Raw genomic sequence first — 17,832 nt, forward strand, 5'->3', positions numbered from 1 at the left:
TTATCTATTCGCTGTCTAAAAGCTGTAATACCTGCGTAAGGTATTTCTCATCGACTTCATCAAAACTATTTAATTCACTGCTGTCAACGTCCAGCACACCGATAATCTGTCCCTGTTTAAAAACGGGTAGCACTATTTCGGACCGCGAGAGCGAACTACAGGCAATGTGTCCCGGAAATTGCTCCACATCAGGAACAATCAATGTTTTTTCCTGTGCCCAAGCACCCCCGCATACGCCACGGCCTTTCCTGATACGCGTGCATGCAACGGGGCCCTGAAAAGGGCCTAATACGAGCTCGTCTCCATCAACAAGATAGAAACCAACCCAGAAAAAATTGAATTGTTCTTTCAGTGCAGCAGCGATGTTAGCCAAATTGGCAATTTGATTAGGCTCGCCTTGCAATAGTCCTCCGATCTGAGGAAGTAAATTTTGATATTGTTCTTCTTTGCTACCTTTAGCTATTTGTAAATCCTCTGCCATAAAAATCTATGTAAAAAAAATAATCATGCATTTGCTATCAGGATTACAATTGCCAAGCATGTTTTGCCTGTCCGGAAAGCTTCAGGGCATATTGAGTTCCAACCTGCATGAAATGAAAAAGCGCTAATACGCTGTTCAAAGTTAACAGAATATTAGCGCTTTCTTATCAGGCAAATGTTATTATTTCTTGGTGTTGATAATATTCACCCGAATGTAGTTGCTTCTTTTGCCGGAAGGCGTTACAACAACGGCTTTGAAAACACGTTCCTTACTATTAGGAACCGTAATTTTCACTGGACCTGTATATTCTAAATCCAATTCTGAAGGATCGTAGTTGTCCAATGTATAATAAATTTTGGCCCCTTCAACAGATGGTTTCAAACCTCTGATCGTATATTCCGAAGCATATACGGTGGTATCTGTTATGCCATATACTTCCGGTACACGATAGAATGTATTGGTTTGGTCAAGTTTAGCCAGCTGATTTGCTGCACGCTGTTCTGAGAAATTTTTCCAGTTCTTTTTCTCTGGCTGTGTCCAGGCAATTTCAGAAAGCGCTAAAACGCGCGGTAACACTGTAAATTCGACTTTATTGGATGATCCAATATACTCTGTCCAAATATTTGCCTGTACACCTAAAACGTGTTTCTTGTTGTTTTCAGCAATTTTGCTAGGCATTGGGTCTGACGAATATACTTTGCTCAATGTGGAAAGTCCGCCGATACTTAAAGGTTCTCTGTTTTGATCAGGACCTTGTTTGTGATCAAAATATAAACCATAGCTGTTTGCTGTAATGATCACATCGTGACCTTGATTGGCTGCATCAATTGCGCCTTGATCGCCTCTCCAGCTCATGACAGTCGCATTAGGTGCTAAACCGCCCTCTAAGATCTCATCCCATCCAATGATACGTTTACCTTTACTATTGATGTATTTTTCCATACGTTGGATAAAATAGCTCTGTAACTCATGTTCATCTTTGAGGTTGTTGTCTTTGATTCTTTTTTGACAAAATGGACATGTTTTCCATTTTGTTTTTGGACACTCATCACCACCGATGTGGATATATTCGCTGGGGAATAGGGGAATGACTTCATCAATTACATCTTCCAATAATTTGAATGTCTCTTCTTTTCCGGCACAGAAAACATCGTCAAACACTCCCCAAGTCTGAGCAGCTGTGTAAGGTCCTGGCTTATCACCACAACCCAATTCTGGGTAAGCCGAAAGTGCTGCTAATGCATGTCCTGGCATCTCGATTTCGGGTATAACCGTTACATATTTAGCTTTTGCATAGGCAACCACTTCTTTGATTTGGTCCTGGGTATAGAAACCACCATAAGGTGTATTGTCATAATCGCCATCTGTCTTGTAGTTACCCAGCAGTGTTTGCTTGCGGTAACCGCCAACTTGAGTCAATTTTGGATGTGATTTGATTTCTATACGCCAGCCTTGGTCGTCTGTCAAATGCCAATGAAACGTATTCAATTTGTAAGATGCCAGAATATCAATGTATTTTTTTACAAATTCTACAGGAAAGAAGTGACGGCCAACATCGAGATGTAATCCACGATAGGCAAAACGCGGTTCATCCTGGATTGAAGCTTGTTGAATTTCTATGCTGGCCTTTTTATCTACAGGTAGCAATTGGATCAACGATTGCATACCATAAAATAGACCGGCAGCTTTTCCGCTAATAGTTGCGCGGTCCGAACTTATGTTAAGTTCATACGCTTCAGCATTAGTGGTTTTTGCTTTTTTGGAGGAGAAATAGATCGTATTGCTGCTCGCTGATTTCACTACTGATAAATTGAGATTGTAGTTGCTTTTTAGGAAATCCTGAAACAGCGTTGCAACTTTTTTGTCCTCTTCGCTATCGAAGGCGATTTTGGTGTTAGCGTTGATTTTAAACGTGCCATTTTTAATTTGAACCTGTTGTGGTAATGGCACAATGTTCAAGGTAGCATCTTTCTTTTCTTGCGCAAATACTGCTGCTCCTACACTTAGAGCCAGCGCAAGTGAAAATAGTTTCTTCATGCGTGAGATTATAACTGAAATAAGAAGTCCTAAAAATAGGTGAATAAATACGTTTTAGCAAAGAGGAAATGTAACAAATAGGGTATGAAAACACTGTTGAAAGTGTTTTTGGGCACTTAGAAGTAGTTTGGATAATAGCGTGTTTGGGGTAGATCAATCGTTTGTTTAGTCTGTTAAAGGGGATATTTTACTTCGGGGAATAGTATCCAAATTTAGGTGAAAAAATTTATGCCTTTTAACTGTATCTATCTGTGTTCTACTGAGCAGCTGTTCAATAGCGGGTACAACGGAATCTGCTTTTCTGGTAACAGTCCCTCAAGCGCCATTTTGAAGATGGCGATAATTGGTTGATACCAAGTTCAAAATAAGGATAATATTTAATCAATTTTTAGACAGTGCTTACTCAGTGCTTATTCAGTCTTAACTGACTGATCACTGAGCAAGCACTGAACGATCACTGAACAAACACTGAATAAACAGTGTCAAAAGACAAAATTTGATCCCTATTTGATGTCCGTTTGCTGTATCTAAAAACCAAAGCGAAAAGAATGAAAGGGCTCGCCTTTGTAAAGAATAAATCGCTGTTGTGATGCTTCCTTTTTAGCCCTCGATTTATTGCAAAACTGAGGTTCGGGAAATAACAAAGGAACCTTCGGGTTCCTTTATATCTTTTACGCTACAGCATTAGCAGTACGTATCCGATATTAATCATTAGATAACTGATACGTACTGCTAATGTTTATGCATTAAAGTCGTTTCAATGCTAATTTGATCATATCCTCTACGGAAAGATTGCTTTCGGTCTTTAAAATGGTATTTAACACCTTCTCTGCCGCGACTTTGTTGAATCCGAGCATCACTAGTGCTGACAATGCTTCTTCTGGCACAGATTGGGATTCGATAGGTGATGCCAAGGCTTCGAAGCCCTGTTTTTTTAATTTATCCTGAAGTTCCAGTATAAGACGTTGTGCTGTTTTAGGGCCGATTCCTTTAATCTTTTGAATTAGGGCAACCTGGCCATTGACGATGGCAGACTGGATCTCATCGGGTGTGTTTGACGATAGTATCATACGGCCTGTATTGGGGCCAATACCAGAAACAGAGATCAAATTTTCGAATAATTTTTTCTCGCCTTCTGTCGCAAAGCCATAAAGCGTGTGTGAATCTTCCCGAACTTGAAGTGATATAAATAGTTTACAATTTTCCTGATCCTTGATTTGGGAGAAGGTATAGAGAGAGATGTGGACATAATAACCAATCCCACTCACATCGATAACAACATGAGTGGGGGCTTTATATGCTAATTTTCCATTGAAATATTCGTACATAGTATACGAATATAGGAAGATTTTAAGCTATTCTATAAATTTTTAAGATGTGCTTGTACATCGACTACGGCAATGGTAACCATATTGACGATTTCGCGTACAGAGCTGTCCAATTGCAATACGTGAATTGGTTTGTTCATACCCAAAAGGATTGGACCTACAGCCTCAGCTTCACCAACTTCTTGCAATAATTTATAAGCGATATTTCCCGACTCCAAATTAGGAAATACGAGTGTATTCGCAGATTTTCCATTTAAGCAGCTGAAAGGGAAATTTGCTGTCAACATTTCGCTGTTTAAGGCGAAGTTTGCTTGTAAATCACCATCAGCAATAATCTCTGGATGTTGATCGTGTAGGATCTGCGCTGCTGCTCTCACTTTTGTTGGCGTTTTTCCTTCGCTTGAACCAAAATTAGAGTAAGATAGTAATGCAATACGTGGCTGAATGTTCATGCGTTTCACAGCTTTATCCAATAACAGGGTAATGTCTGCTAGTTCTTGTGCTGTAGGGTCTTCATTTACGGTTGTATCACCCATGAAGATTGGTCCTTTTTTTGTTAACATCATATACATACCTGCGACACGGCTGCCTGGTTTAGCACCGATTACATGTAATGCCGGACGGATTGTATTTGCATAATTTTTGGTCATACCGGAAATTAGGGTATCAGCTTCGCCAAATTCCACTAAAGAGGCACCAAAATAGTTGCGGTCGTACATCAACTTACGGGCATCGTATTTCGATATACCACGGCGTTGTCTTTTGATGTAAAGATGCTCAATAAATTTCTTTGAACGCTCCGTTTCGTTGTCGACTTCAGCAACTGGGTCGATAATTTCAAGACCATCCAATTCAAAAGCATATTCTTTGATTAAACGTTCGATTTTATCTCTTCTACCTAAAAGAATTGGAATCGCAATGCCCTCTTCTTTAACAATCTGTGCCGCACGCAACGTTTTGTAATTGTCTGCTTCTGCAAAAACAACACGTTTAGGATCTCTTTTTGCAGCCATAGTCAAATTGCGCATAATCGCATCATCTTTACCAAGACGTTTACGTAGGGCATCGCTGTATTGATCCCAATCTTCGATTACGGTCTTTGCTACACCTGATGCGATGGCAGCTTTTGCAACAGCCATAGAAACTTCAGTGATCAAACGCGGATCGGTAGGTTTTGGAATGATATATTCTTCCGAGAATTTTAAATTGCTCGTGTTATAGGCTTGATTTACTTCTTCTGGAACAGGTTGTTTCGCCAAATCTGCAATTGCACGCACTGCGGCAATTTTCATTTCCTCGTTAATTGCTGTTGCACGTACATCCAAAGCACCACGGAAGATATATGGGAAACCCAATACATTGTTTACTTGGTTGGGATAATCTGAACGACCTGTACCCATGATAATATCGTTACGTGTTGCCATCGCCAAATCGTAAGCAATCTCAGGATTTGGATTTGCCATCGCCAATACAATTGGGCTTGGAGCCATCGATAACAACATCTCTGCCGACATGACGTCTGCTGCCGATAGACCGATAAATACATCCGAATCTTTTACAGCATCTGCCAAGGTGTGAATATCGCGATCTGTTGCATATTGTGCTTTCATGCTGTCTAGATTTTCTCTATCAGTACGGATTACACCTTTGCTATCCAGCATCACAATATTTTCTTTGCTAGCACCTACTGAAATATACATTGCAGTACACGACATTGCAGCTGCTCCAGCACCATTGACGACGATTTTTACTTTTGAAATATCTTTACCGATAATTTCACAGGCGTTGATCAATGCTGCACCTGAGATGATTGCTGTACCATGTTGGTCATCGTGCATCACTGGGATGTTCATTTCTTCTTTTAGACGGCGTTCGATTTCAAAACATTCCGGTGCTTTGATATCTTCCAGGTTGATCCCTCCAAAAGTAGGCTCCAATGCTTTGACAATGTTGACAAACTCATCAACATTTTTGGTGTCCACTTCGATGTCAAATACATCAATGTCGGCAAAAATTTTGAATAATAAACCCTTACCTTCCATGACTGGTTTACCAGCTTGGGCGCCGATATCGCCTAAGCCCAATACTGCTGTACCATTACTGATAACAGCAACAAGGTTTCCTTTTGCGGTATATTTATAAGCATCTTCTTTGTTCTCAGCAATAGCCAAACATGGCTCCGCTACACCTGGAGAATATGCTAATGATAAGTCTCTTTGCGAATTTGTTGGTTTGGTCGGAACAACAGCTATTTTACCAGGTCTACCCATTGCGTGGTAGTTTAACGCTGCCTGTTTACGATTAGTGTTACTCATTACGATTTTATTAATTTAAGGCTACAAATCTATCATTCTTTTTGATAATTGGAAATATTTGCCAATATCTTATTATAATTAGACAATAATATGTTACTTCAGGACATCCAACAGTTTAAACATTTGCTGACGCATGCTGGAGGCCGACCCAGCATAGTTGTTAACCAGTAACGTGTAGGTAAATGACTGTCCTGTTTTATTGGTATGTACACCTGTATAACCAAGTACGCCGCCGATTGTTCCACTTTTCATCTTCATATTGTTATAGGTGGGAAGACTTTCGTAGAAAGCAGGGTACCAACTTTGTTTTTGTGCATACTGCATAATCTTATTCATCGCTGCTGTGGTCACTCGATTTTGAGGCGATAGTCCCGAGCCATCCATACTATTGAGTTCACTGGATTTTATGCCTAATTTGGCGTTCCAATATTTTTGGATATAATAAGCGCCATCGTCGGTGCCCGTTTTACCCGCTGTTGTATAAGCTATCGCTTTCAATAGGGCTTCTCCATAGAGATTGATGCTCTTTTGGTTAAACCAGTAGACAATTTTATCTAAGGTTGGGGATAGGTGGATATCCAGGGTTTGTTTTTTTGAAACATCAACTGAATCCATCTTTGTTCCAGTAGCAGGCCGTTCGCTGGCAACAATACCGTTGTTGTTTAGGACTTCGTTTAATTGATAAGCGAGGTCGTAAGCCGGATCGGGAGAGGAGAGCTCAATTGTTTTCTTGAGATCTTGCCCATACGAACCACGCACAAATATCTTCGTTGAATAAGGGGCAGCATAGGCGTATACGTTGTCGCCGCTTCCTGATTTACCAGTGGTTGTTTCATTGATAATTTCCAGATAGGGAACTTGGGCTGTATAACTAAGGATCTCCGCTTTGGCGCCAATTTTATTACTTGGGGTAAAATTAATGCCAAAAGCGTTCTCACACCAATTGAGCGAAGAAATCCCCGCGCCGTAGTAGTTACCCATGTCAGTCCAGATCCAGCCACCCGGAAGCTGGTTCCCATTATAAAGCCGATCATCGGCAATGATAGCGCCATTAATACTTTTGATACCGGCATTTTGGATCGCTGTAAGCCACTTGTTCAGTATCGTTGTTGCCTGAGTCTCCGGATAGCGAGCGCTGCCAAGGGTAGGGTCTCCCGTACCTGTCACAATAATACTTCCGTTTAACACACCGTTCTCGTCGATTTCACCTGTATAATACAGGGTTGTTTTGAACTGAAAATTCTTACCCAGGAAGTCCAATGCCGTGGCCGAAGTGATTACCTTCATGGTGGACGCGGTTGCTAGTCCGATATTTTCATTTGCTGCGAATACAGTCTGGCCTGTTTTTCCATCGAAAACTATCAGTGAGCTCAAACCATTCCTGAGGCTTTCCTGACTTTGAAACTGCGTAAAAGCATCCTGAATTTTACTGCGAAGATCCTGCGCAAATAATGGAGTGGTAACGGTCGTTAACGCGTAAGTAGAAAAAGCAATGGTACTTAGCAGAAATTGGTTCATATATACTATTTTTTTATCGTCCTATGGTATATCCCAGTTTATCTTCAATGAGTTTGCAAACACGGTTATCGATATTCGTGCAGGCAATCATGGATATTCCATCGGATTTATCATGATGACTTGAACGCAGCCTATTTTAAGGGAAAGCGTTCGCTGTACTTCGTTTGTTTTATTTGGCTTAAAGTTAGGCATTCGACCCTAAAAAATCCTAACTTGCATAAAATTGTATAGACGACATGAAGCATATCGAAAAATTAGCTGCCATTCGTGAGGCGATGAAGGTTCAGGGAATCGATGGATATATCATTCCATCTTCAGATCCTCATATTAGTGAATATCTACCGGAACGTTATAAATGCATTGCCTGGGCCTCGGGTTTTACCGGGTCGGCAGGTACGTTGGCAATCACACAAGATTTTGCCGGCCTTTGGACCGATTCTCGCTATTTTGTCCAAGCAGCGGAGCAATTGGCAGGAACAGGTTTTGAATTGGTGAAATTGAAAGTGCAGGGAGCTGCAGAATATGCTGATTGGTTGGGCGAGCAGTTGGGTGCTGGTGCTAAGGTTGCTTTTGATGGCAATCTCGCTTCTTTATTGGTGGCTCAATCTGTTCAGCATACTTTGGAGCCTTTGGAGATTAAAGTAGATGGTCATGTTGACCTGTTGTCATCATTATGGGAAGGACGACCAGAGCTACCTAAGGCACAGGCCTACCTGCTGGACGAAAATATTACGGGACAGTCAACGGTTTCTAAAATTGAAGCTGTCCGCGCAGAGATGAAAAAGAACAGAACGGAGGCTCATCTGATCTCATCTTTGGATGACCTAGCCTGGTTATTAAACATCCGTGGTCAGGATGTACCTTGTAATCCTGTTGTTTTGGGATTTGTATTGATTACAGCAGAAAAAGCAACGCTTTATATTGAACCTTCGAAGTTGACAACTCAGGCAACGGAAGAATTGAAAGGCTATGGAGTGGATATTGCAGCTTATGAGGATCTCTTTGAGACAGTTCCGACATTGGAGGTTGCATCTATTCTTATCGATCCAAAACGTACCTGTTTTGCTGTTTTCGACAGCGTACCTAAACAGGTTAAAATTGTTGAGAAAATAAACCCTTCGACGAGTTTAAAAGCAATTAAGAATAAGGTTGAAGTTGAAAATAATCGCCATACGTTTGTAAAAGACGGTATAGCGTTGACTCGTTTCTTCAAATGGTTGGAAGAGAATGTCTCCTCTGGTGAGCTTTCTGAATTATCTATTGCTGACAAATTACGTGGATTTCGCGAAAGTCAAGATGGCTTTGTCGACGTCTCATTCACGACAATTGCGGGATATTTGGATCACGGTGCCCTGCCACATTATTCGGCTAATGAAAAATCGAATTATACACTACAGCCTAAAGGTTTACTATTGGTCGATTCCGGGGGGCAATATACTTCAGGGACAACGGATATTACAAGAGTGGTAACGCTTGGAGGTCTTACGCAGGAAGAAAAAGAGGATTATACCCTTGTGCTCAAGGGAACAATAGAAGGCTCTCAGGCCATCTTCCCTACTGGAACGCGCGGCTATCAGATCGATGCAATTACGCGTCGTCCATTGTGGGAAACATTACGCAATTATGGGCATGGTACGGGACACGGTGTCGGTTTCTTCTTGAATGTACACGAAGGTCCACAAGTGTTCAATGCCGCTGCAATAGATGTTGCTGTTGAACCAGGTATGATTACTTCGATAGAGCCTGGATTGTATCGCGTCGGCAAACATGGTATTCGCATTGAGAACCTCGTGTTGACCCGTAAAGCAGGATCTTCCGAATTTGGAGACTTCCTGGACTTTGAGACACTAACAATATGTTATATCGCAACCGATTTAATCGAAAAATCCTTATTGGATAAGAAACATATTTCCTGGCTAAATAACTATAATCAGTGGGTATTTGATCAATTATCGACTCATCTTACGGTTGAGGAAAAGAATTGGTTGGCAGACAAGTGTCAGGCGATTTAATCGCTCAAAAAAAATAACGACAGCGGGTGTCCGCTGTCCAAAACAATAAGTTGTCAAAATAAAAGGCCCCTCCAATAATTAAGTAATAAAGTTTGGGGGGCTTTTTTTTAATCGATTTTTTTCAAAATCTCATAAATAGATTCTTTTCCAAAAGGTTTCAGAATGAAACCGCTTATAAAAGGGTAATTTGCCAGTTGCTCCTGATCGTTTTTGCTCGTAGAGGAGCTGACAATAAAAATCTTGGTTCGTTTGATGAAGTCTGTTCTATTTTCAAGTACATCCATTAACTCCCAACCAGTCATAAATGGCATATTGATATCCACAAAGAGTATGGGTGGCATCAACGACTGGCAGATGTCATTGTTATCCAAAAAATCCAATGCATCCAGTGCATTTTTGAAGGAATGAAAGTCAATCTCATAGTCGGTAAATCCCTGTAGCATATGGCCGAAAATAGTACGTAAGATGGCATTATCATCAATGAGAATGATCGTTCTTTTAGTTTCAGGAGTCATGGTCTTTTTGATTAATAATTGTTTTCATCGTGTCAATAAACCTCATCTTTGTCGTTGATTGACATCGCAGTTTTTCTTTTACTCTTTTACTTGTGAGATCACGCTGTCCAGGATCTTAGCAGTTATTTTCTACGAACAGGATTGAACGCTATTTTTTATAGTTGTATCAGCGGATCTTTATATGCTTTTTCTAAAAATTTGACATAAAAGGTACTACCCGAATCGATTTTACTTTGTACATCGATCTTTCCGCCCAATGATTCGATCTGATATCTTATGAGAAACAATCCGACACCTTTAGTCTCAAATCCACGGTGAAAAACCTTTTTGAACATAAACAGCTCAGATTTGTATTTTGGTAGGTTAATACCCAGCCCGTTGTCTTTAACCGTTAATAAGGTTCCTTCTTGTTCCAGATGCGTATGTATTTCGATCCTAGGGGCTCTATCTTTTGCCGTAAATCGGAGTGCATTACTCAGGAGATTGCTTAAGATACTTTCCAGGTAAATCTTAGGATAATAAATATCTTTTACATTGAATTCGATGGAAATAGTCGCATTTTTTTGCTGTATTTCTTCCAGAAATTGCTGTTGCACTTTTTTGAATACATCGAGAAAATTACATTGCTCGTAAATCAGTGAATTGTTTGATTTGATATCAAGTATACCCCCCAAATCATGTAATGTTTCAGTCAGGTTGTCACTGCTAATATCCAGAAGGTTCATAAAATCTGCTTTTATTTTTTCGTCATCCGTTACCTTGATTTCGTCAATAAGCATCTGTATATTACTGAGTGGGCCCTTTAGATCATGAGCGAGGATGTTAGCAAATTCTTCCAGTTGTCGTATTTTGGTTTCAAGATCTATTTTGACTAGATCCGATTCAATCTTTTGCCTCTTTAGAATTTCTATATTCTTTTTTGATTCGGAAATATCCTGCACCTGGACGATCAGAAATTGTGCGGTATTGGCATTATCAAAAACTGCCGCAACCGTTACAGAACACCATACAAAATGTCCTAATTTATGTAAATAGCGTTTTTGAAGCGTAAATGCTTCAATTTCGCCCCTGACAAGTTTTTCTCTAAGTTCAACATCTTTATCTATATCGTCTGGGTGTGTTCGATCAGTAAACTTGGTTGTCGACATTTCTTCATGAGAATAACCAAGAATTTTGGTTAACATGTTATTGGATTCTATGCAGTAACCTTCGAGGCTTGTCAAAGAGATTCCCAGACCAGATAAATAAAATGCTTGATTAAATTTGTGTTCATTGAATTTACTCTTTTCATTGGACTCGACTTGTTTTGTAATGTCGGAAATAACCAGGGCTACCCGGTTCAGCGCCCTATGTATAGGTTTTATCTGTAAACGGTACCATTTGTCTTTGTGCTCTTTTAAATTGGATTGAAAATCCATCTTAAGTTCGCGGTCCAATTTTAATGAACTTTGTATTAATTGAAGAGCGGGCACTGCAAGATCAGGTGGGAAAAGCTCCGTGAGGCTCTTATTTAGAAATTCTTCTGGCGTATAGAACAATAGATCCGGATTGTTGGTCCAGTAGTTTTTAAATACTCCAGTATCGGTTACTTCGAATACAAGATCATTCAATGAGGCAACAAGCAATTGAAGTTGGTGTTGTTTATCTTCTAGGACACGATTTTTATTGACCAATTTCGATACATCAATAAATGAGATTGAAAGACCTTTTTTATTGTCTTCTATAATAAGATGAACATTGAATTGATACCATCTAAACTCTTGATCCTTTTTTCTTCCTAGGATAATTTCATTTTGGTTTTGGTTTTTGGAAAGAGCACTAAAAAATGGCGTTTCTGTAGGCGATAGTTCCGAAAGATCATCTGCTGAGTAAAATGTAATTAAATCATGTAGTTTGTTGGTGGTTGCCGTACTTTCGAGGTCTAAAAGCTCTTGTGCGCGTTTGTTAAACAGTAGAATAGTGCCATCATCGGTGGTCGTGATTAATCCCTCCAACCTTGTATTTACAGTTTGGTCAGAAAGCACAGATAAAGAGTCCCGTTGCAGATGCATTATCTAACAATGTTTAGGGTTAATTTTCTCATTTATAAGCATAAGTGGCCTATCAGCCCCTATTTGCAAAATTGGTAACTTTTACCCCAAAATAATAAATAAATATTAAAATATGTAACTTTTTGTATAAATTACTAGCAAGCAGATTGTTATGTAGACATAGTAATCTGCCTGCTGGTGTTTTACATGTTCTGTACCCAGGAACGTATGTTTAATTCTTCATTTTTTCGAGCCAAATCCAGTTAAACCAAAGTGGCTGTAATTCTTTACTTTTAAAGGTTACGATATATTTTCCGGGCTTATCGAATTTAAATTTGCCGATGCGGTTTTCGACAAATTCTTCTGTGTAGTTGTTTTCATTGGGCTCGACCACCATTTTGTTTGTAGGAGCAAAACTTCCTTGCAACCGCTGATTGGCAGTACTGACTTCAAAAACACTGTTTTGTTTATTGGGATTATGTGCTGAAAAATCGAGTGAGTAGACGCCTGCTTCAGGGATGGTTACCTCCCAATCGATCTTCGTATCACCCGTCAGGATCGCATGCGTTGGATTTTTGCCGTTATAGCGTACAATTTTGAGTCCTTGGTTGAGGCTATTGGTTGATTTCAACGAAAAGCCACCAAAGGTTGATTCCGGGATTGTATTTTTGTCCAATTCTAGCGGGCTGTTAAAAGTCAATTTAACTTCTGAAACATAATGATCAGGTTGCGCGTCAGGTAATTGGATATGGATTAGACTGAGACTTTGATCAAATTTTAGCGCCGTAGATACACTTCCGTTCATCAGTGAAACCTGTTCTGGGGTCGATTTGATTCCTGTAATCCGAAGTGTATGATCTAAGGGCCAATTAAAGACGTGCGCATATACGACTGTTTTTTGCCCTTCTTTTTTGGTCGTGAGGTAACCCCAATCGAAATGGTTGTTTTTTAGATCAAGGCCGGTGCTGCCATAGATGCCCTCTCCATAACTGTTTAGCCAATCTCCGACTTCGTGCAGACGACTGACACTTTCGTAGGGAACTGTTCCATTGGCACGTGGCCCGATATTTAAGGTGAAGCCCCCGTTGAGACTTACATTGGAGATCAACGATTGGAAAATTTGACTGGTTGATTTCCATTCATTCTCTTGACCGTTGTAACCCCATGAATGGGCAATCGTCCCAGGGGTTTCCCATGGATGGTTAATGTAATTGCTGCCAAATTGGTTATCTCCTAATGTCTCAAAATCCACGTTCTCCGCATCCGGAGGAAGACCTAGGCGTGAATTAATCAAGCAATTAGGCTGTAGTTCACGGATCAGTTTGACAACTTGCAGTAATTGTTCTTTTTTTATGATCGACTTTTGATAAGGGATCCACATGTCGAACCATATCAATGCAATGTCGCCATAGTTGGTCATCAGTTCGCGAAGTTGAGGGATAACTTTCTCCTGCCAATATTGATTGTATTGGGCATCGGTAACATGTCCCGACAGCTCCTGTTGATGGTTCCAGCCGTATGGATGTTCCCAGTCAATCCAATGGGAATAATAAAAACCTAATTTCATGCCGTGCTTTCTACAGGCCTCTGCGATATCTTTGATGACATCCCGATTGGAACCACTCAATTTTGGGAGACTATAATCACCAACTTTTGTGTCCCAAAGGGCGACACCATCATGATGTTTGGCGGTGATGATGATATATTTCATCCCAGCCTCTTTTGCTAGAAGAACCCATTGCTCAGGATCTATTTTACTCCAGTCGAAACGTTTTGCCAAAGTACCGTACTCTTCTTTGGAAACGCGGTTGCGATATCTTAACCACTCGGCATAGTTATTCATATAACGTAAAGGTTCACCCTTCCACATGCCTTCAGCCGCACTGTATAGTCCCCAATGAATGAACATGCCAAAGCGGGCATCTTTAAACCAAGAGGCTTTTTCAGAAGTTTGTGCAAATAGTTGGGCCGAAATACTGAATAGCAATAATGACAAAATCAGTAGTCGCTTGATTGATGGTATCATAAAGGTTGTTCTGTTTTTTTGACTTACAAGATAGGCAAAAAATCGAACATCAATCCTTAAATTGGATTTTGGAGTGGTTGTAAACTATGGAATGTAGTCGGTGAAAAAATGAAAACCCCTCGTATTTAAACTAAGGGGTTTCATGTTGTATGAAAACTTTAAAGCGATTATTTCAAGTTATAGGCTTGGATAATCTTTTTAAAAACGGCTGTATTGTTGTAAATGCCAATAAAATTTTGCGCACCTGGTCCGTAAGCAAAGACAGGTACCATAATATTGGTATGGTCATCGCTACTGAAATTGCCTCTAACAGTTCCCTTTTTATAATTGGCATCCAATAGGGAAAGTCCACCAGTTTCGTGATCTGCAGTGACAATGACTAGTGTTTCACCATCTTGGTCCGCAAATTTTAGGGCTTCCCCGACAAGCCGATCAAAGTCATGTTGCTCGGTAACAACATAGGGAAGATCGTTGGCATGGGCTCCATAGTCGATTTGTGCACCCTCGGCCATGATAAAGAAGCCATTTTTATTTTTAGACAAAAGCTGAATCGTTTTTGAGAGGGAATTTTTTAACATTTCTCCTCGTCCATCGAGGATTCTTCTTGTCGCAGAATCAGCTAGGAGCACCAACTGTTTGCCCGATGTCGCTTTTTCAAAGTCGTCTAAATTTTGCTGAAGCTGATACCCTTTTTCGGTCAGTTGCTTCATCAGCGTGTTATCCTTGTTGTTGAGGAAGCTTTCGCGACGGGATCCAACTAAGATATCCACATGGCTATTTTTAAAATCTGCCGCAATTTCCTGTGACATTGTTCGATCGATCTGATGTGCGTAAAATGCAGCTGGAGTGGCATCTGTAATATCTCCCGCACTGATGATACCACTTTTGATCCCGTGTTGAGCAAGTGTGTCGGGAATAGCGCTCAACAATTTACCGTCAGCATCCATGCCAATGTAACGGTTATTGGTTTTATGTCCAGTAGCCAAAGCTGTCCCGCCCGCAGCGGAGTCGGTAAAATCCGAATTGGATGCTTCGGTGCGTGAAAGACCAATATGTTTCATATTGATGATATTGCACTGACCAAAATTGGCACTTAAACCCGCTTGTATTTGAGCCAAGCCCATTCCATCACCAATAAGTAAAATAACGTTCTTAACCTTGCTCGTTGCACCATCATTTTTATAGGTTGGCTGATAGGGAACGTAGGCCTTTGGATTTGCGTATTCGACTTTAGCGTTGTTTAAATAGAAATTCTTAAGCGCAGTAGGATGGTCTGTATTGATCCAGTCTACCCCCATGTGACCAAGTTCTTTCCAACTATTGGGACTGTCTTTGGTTGCCCAGAAACGAAAGGGTTTCCCCAATTTATGCGCTTTGTCTATCACAGATTTCATCTTTTCAAGGTCGGGTGGAGTAGGTGTCCCTTTGCCATTCCAGACAGAATACTGCTTAATATCCTGACTGATCATCCCAATATGTTTGAGCTGTGCCGGCGTATAATCTTTTTCCGGCCGGCCATCAAAATAAATCATCGATGGATAATTGTCGAACTTTTCCGGCGGCGGGATTTCACCGCTGACGACAATTTTAATGGCGGAAGGATTTTTCTGCTGGTCGAATATAGATTCGTTGCCCTTCAAATCGGCCAACAATTTAGACAATACCTGTTCGTAATTTTCCTTGATATCAATCACGAGCTGCAAGGTCTGCTCAGGTTTGGCATAAGGTTTATTGCCGTTCTCCTTAAAGAAAGCAATTAAAGGGTCGATGTAAAGTTTTTTTAACGTCTTCCCTGGTTTGATTTCGCTGCTTTCATGGGCGACGTAAAGCTCTCCATTGCGATAGAAGACGTCCGCTTCGATAGAGCCCATTCCAGCATAGTAAGCCTCCAACAGCGGGATTTGCTGTTTGTAATCATTGTGGCTGTGACCTGCATTGGCAGTCAGTTTCTGTTGTGCAGAAACTGACTGAATGCTTAGGCCGGCAAATAGCAGCCACATTAATTTATTGTTTTTTACCATCCTGCATTTTGTTTAATGACGCCGGAACTGTTGTCGATCTCGCGTTGTGGAACTGCCCAAACATCATGTACTTGCGGATTGAAATTTCTAGCCGGCCAAATTACAGCACCATCGAAATCGTGTAAAGGTTTGGCATAGGTAGCTTGCGCATCGCCCCATCTGACCAAATCACGGTGACGGTCTGCCCATTCACCAGCAAGCTCATTGCGGCGCTCGCGTTTTAGGTCTACAAGAGTCATTCCGCTTTTTGTTATTAAACCAGCTCTCTTCCTAATTTTATTTAATTCAGTATCACCGGCTCCAGCCCCATTTAAATTAATGGCGGCCTCAGCTTTAATCAATAATACTTCGGCATAACGCATCAATGGTACATTGAGGTCTGTTGTTCCGTTGTCGCCATTTGGATTAACGTGTGTTGGAATAGGGTTGGCGTATGAAAATGGTTCCATATACTTTTTGAACTGGTAGTTCGAAGTCGCACCACCGTCTTTTGTAAATGTACGTTCTTCGCCAAAAAACTGGAATTTATCCCCTGGTTTCAAGATTGTTGCTTCACGACGCAAGTCACCTGTTTCAAAAGAATCGTAAAGTTCTTTTGTCGGTAGATAGTAGCCCCAGCCGTTGTAGATTCCCCAAGCTTTATTGGTAAGCATAACACCGGGAAGTTTGCTGCCCCAGCCAGTACCACCACCATTTGGCGTACAGACCACCGACCAAATATATTCTTTGGACCAGTTGTTAGCCGCCTTAAACACATCCACAAAATTGGTCAATAAATCATGTTTGCCCGAACTGATCACCATATCCGCGTACTTCGCAGCATTGGTATAATCTTTTTTGTACAGATATACTTTTGATAAATAGGCCCATGCAGCTGTTTTGTGCGCTTTACCATAATCGGTATCCTTCATCTCAGAAAAATAAGGAAGGTTGTCGGCCGCTTTTAATAGTAGTGAAATGATATAATCGTAGTTTTCGTTAACGTTGTTGGCTCTAGCTACAGGAACAGAAGCATCTGTTTCAGGCGTAACAATAGGCACACCCGCCTTGTCGTTACCATAGTTTGCCGCTAATTGAAAATAAACCAGACCTGCATTGAAATAGGCATCGCCAATGATCTGTTTTTTTCGAGCTTCATCCATGCTTATATTGGGAACATTGATAATAATATCGTTGGCCCTCTTTATAATCGCATAACGCATGCTCCATTGAGATTCTGTATAACCACCACCGATGTAATTGCGGTTGAAGTTTTTAATATTGTCGGCTTCGGGCTTGTTACGTCCTGTCACCATGTCGTCACTGGCATTAATAAACCAAAACATCCCGCGACCGTAATAATCCTCTTCATTGTACTTTTCGTACATCCCGGCTTCTGCTTTGATCGCATCTTGTTCCGTTTTCCAGAAATTCTGTGCGGAGGGAGAACCCTCTGGTGTTATATCTAACTGTTTATTGCACGATGCAAAAAGTGCTACTGCTGCTATTGCAAGGTATTTTATATTCGTTTTCATCGTTTTATTTTTTTTATGGCTGATGAGTATAAATC

Annotated in this window: 11 protein-coding genes; 1 reads left to right on the top strand and 10 read right to left on the bottom strand. The window is 40.7% G+C overall.

The genetic code is table 11. The features are described 5' to 3' along the window. Window positions 1-4: 4 nt before the first annotated feature. From CBM24_RS03190 to dacB, 5 genes are all read right to left on the bottom strand, one after another. The gene (locus CBM24_RS03190; protein WP_088160176.1) at window positions 5-481 is read right to left on the bottom strand and encodes a GAF domain-containing protein; all 477 of its coding nucleotides are present in this window, start codon (window positions 479-481) and stop codon (window positions 5-7) included. A gap of 180 nt (window positions 482-661) precedes the next feature. Further along, the gene (locus tag CBM24_RS03195; protein WP_088160177.1) at window positions 662-2,518 is read right to left on the bottom strand and encodes a beta-N-acetylhexosaminidase; all 1,857 of its coding nucleotides are present in this window, start codon (window positions 2,516-2,518) and stop codon (window positions 662-664) included. A 746-nt stretch (window positions 2,519-3,264) separates the two neighbouring features. Further along, window positions 3,265-3,846, bottom strand: a complete 582-nt coding sequence (gene ruvA / locus CBM24_RS03200) for a Holliday junction branch migration protein RuvA (protein WP_088160178.1) — start codon at window positions 3,844-3,846, stop codon at window positions 3,265-3,267. 32 nt (window positions 3,847-3,878) lie between these two features. After that, on the bottom strand, window positions 3,879-6,161 hold the full coding sequence (locus tag CBM24_RS03205) for an NADP-dependent malic enzyme (RefSeq protein ID WP_088160179.1): 2,283 nt from the start codon (window positions 6,159-6,161) through the stop codon (window positions 3,879-3,881). Window positions 6,162-6,254: 93 nt separating this feature from the next. Beyond that, a complete protein-coding gene (gene dacB / locus CBM24_RS03210) occupies window positions 6,255-7,679 on the bottom strand; it encodes a D-alanyl-D-alanine carboxypeptidase/D-alanyl-D-alanine-endopeptidase (protein ID WP_088160180.1) in 1,425 nt (474 codons plus the stop codon). A gap of 236 nt (window positions 7,680-7,915) precedes the next feature. Between dacB and CBM24_RS03215 the strand changes: the two genes are divergently transcribed. After that, the gene (locus tag CBM24_RS03215) at window positions 7,916-9,691 is read left to right on the top strand and encodes an aminopeptidase P family protein (protein WP_088160181.1); all 1,776 of its coding nucleotides are present in this window, start codon (window positions 7,916-7,918) and stop codon (window positions 9,689-9,691) included. Between the two features lie 107 nt (window positions 9,692-9,798). On the opposite strand, the gene CBM24_RS03220 is transcribed toward CBM24_RS03215, so the two are convergent. The 5 genes from CBM24_RS03220 to CBM24_RS03240 form a co-directional block, all read right to left on the bottom strand. Next, window positions 9,799-10,206: a response regulator gene (locus CBM24_RS03220; protein ID WP_088160182.1), complete on the bottom strand. Its 408-nt coding sequence runs from the start codon at window positions 10,204-10,206 to the stop codon at window positions 9,799-9,801. 155 nt (window positions 10,207-10,361) lie between these two features. Next, window positions 10,362-12,257 (bottom strand): PAS domain-containing sensor histidine kinase, encoded by a 1,896-nt coding sequence (locus CBM24_RS03225; protein WP_088160183.1) that lies wholly within the window; start codon window positions 12,255-12,257, stop codon window positions 10,362-10,364. Window positions 12,258-12,468: 211 nt separating this feature from the next. Then, a complete protein-coding gene (locus tag CBM24_RS03230; protein WP_232475674.1) occupies window positions 12,469-14,262 on the bottom strand; it encodes an alpha-L-fucosidase in 1,794 nt (597 codons plus the stop codon). A 167-nt stretch (window positions 14,263-14,429) separates the two neighbouring features. Beyond that, complete coding sequence (locus CBM24_RS03235) at window positions 14,430-16,283, bottom strand: alkaline phosphatase (RefSeq protein WP_088160184.1); 1,854 nt, start codon at window positions 16,281-16,283, stop codon at window positions 14,430-14,432. Further along, window positions 16,277-17,797 (bottom strand): RagB/SusD family nutrient uptake outer membrane protein, encoded by a 1,521-nt coding sequence (locus tag CBM24_RS03240; protein ID WP_088160185.1) that lies wholly within the window; start codon window positions 17,795-17,797, stop codon window positions 16,277-16,279. The genes CBM24_RS03235 and CBM24_RS03240 overlap by 7 nt, the downstream gene beginning before the upstream one ends. Window positions 17,798-17,832: the final 35 nt, after the last annotated feature.

The sequence above is a fragment of the Sphingobacterium sp. G1-14 genome (genome assembly GCF_002196555.1).
Lineage (GTDB): Bacteria > Bacteroidota > Bacteroidia > Sphingobacteriales > Sphingobacteriaceae > Sphingobacterium > Sphingobacterium siyangense.